This window comes from Vibrio sp. YT-15, from assembly GCF_033337445.1.
GTDB classification, from domain to species: domain Bacteria; phylum Pseudomonadota; class Gammaproteobacteria; order Enterobacterales; family Vibrionaceae; genus Vibrio; species Vibrio alginolyticus.
Window position 1 is genome coordinate 1 of sequence record NZ_JAWOQR010000090.1, and the last position, 1,298, is coordinate 1,298.

The following is a 1,298-nucleotide window of genomic DNA, read 5'->3' on the forward strand; positions in this document are numbered from 1 at the left end:
AAAGAGCGCTTGAGTGCCAATCACAGTATTTATTACGAATATAACTTATGGAGCGAGATTAAGAATTTAACGTTCTTTGAAAAGTACAGCATCATGGTCGCGGTCTTTATTTACGTATTGAGTACCGTAGTACTGTTTTATGTCAACATGCACACCGAACGTCGCTACTTTAAAGATCTTGCTGCAAGAGACCCAATGACAGGGCTGCTCAACCGCAGAGGAATGCAGGCCGTTTGGCGTAATAAAATGACGAAGAAGAACGTGGCATTGGCTGTGTTCGATATCGATAACTTTAAGACTATCAATGATACTTACGGCCATGATGTAGGTGACTCTGCGATTCAACTGGTCGCGAAGTGCATCCGAGACAACATTCGTCACAGTGACGTCGCATCTCGCTTTGGTGGCGAAGAGTTTATTCTCGCGATATACGATGAAGATATTGAAGGGATGAAGCACATTCTCGAACGAGTCAAAAAAGCGATTGATGAACGATCACGACGAGTCACGAAGAATGGATTTACCGTGTCGGGTGGTGTGGTCTTTAGCTCTGCAAGCAAAGCAGAAAGCTTTGATGAACTGTTCAAGGCGGCTGATGAGAAGCTCTATGAAGCGAAAAGTACCGGAAAGAACAAGATTTGTTATTAGTTCGAGGCGCGCTTGCTAAAAGGCCGTCTGACAAATAGCTAAAAGGGCGATAATATCGCCCTTTTTTGTACTTGTCGTTCAACCATTGCGCACAATTCGTGCATGTTGAGTGCTTAAGCCACTTGGCTTTGACGCGATTGGAGTTCATCGCGGTAGCGCTGGATGTGCTCAACAATCGGTGCTGCTTTATTAAATGTTCGGATTTCGCGGAATAATTCGTTAGCTTCTGGGTAAGATTGGCGCAGGTAAGCGAACCATTGCTTCACGCGGTTTGGATAGTACAAACCTTTATCACCCTTCATTTCAAACTTTGAGTAGTAGATCAGCAGGTCGACCACATCAGACCAAACCATTGGCGTGTGGTTGTGTTTTACCATGTTACCTAGGTTAGGAATGTTGAACGCACCACGGCACACCATCAGAGAGTCGACACCAGTGGTTTCAATGCAGCGTTGACCATCTTCGAAATTCCAGATTTCACCATTGGCAATCAAAGGGATGGAGAATCGCTCGCGAATTTTATTGATGTATTCCCACTTGATTTCAGATGCTTTATAACCGCCTGGCTTAGTACGTGCGTGAACGGTCAGTTCATTCGCTCCCGCAGATTGAATCGCATCCACGATTTCAAAACAGTCTTCAGGGTTTTC

General features: G+C 44.9%; 2 protein-coding genes. One reads left to right on the forward strand and one right to left on the reverse strand.

Annotated elements, in window-relative coordinates; all coding sequences use genetic code 11:
- A partial coding sequence (locus tag R7D93_RS25470) for a GGDEF domain-containing protein (RefSeq protein WP_318129578.1) occupies positions 1-648 on the forward strand: 648 nt, incomplete at its 5' end.
- A gap of 113 nt (positions 649-761) precedes the next feature.
- Here the strand turns inward: R7D93_RS25470 and R7D93_RS25475 are convergent.
- The coding region (locus R7D93_RS25475) for a tRNA-dihydrouridine synthase (protein ID WP_318129579.1) at positions 762-1,298 on the reverse strand (537 nt) is incomplete at its 5' end.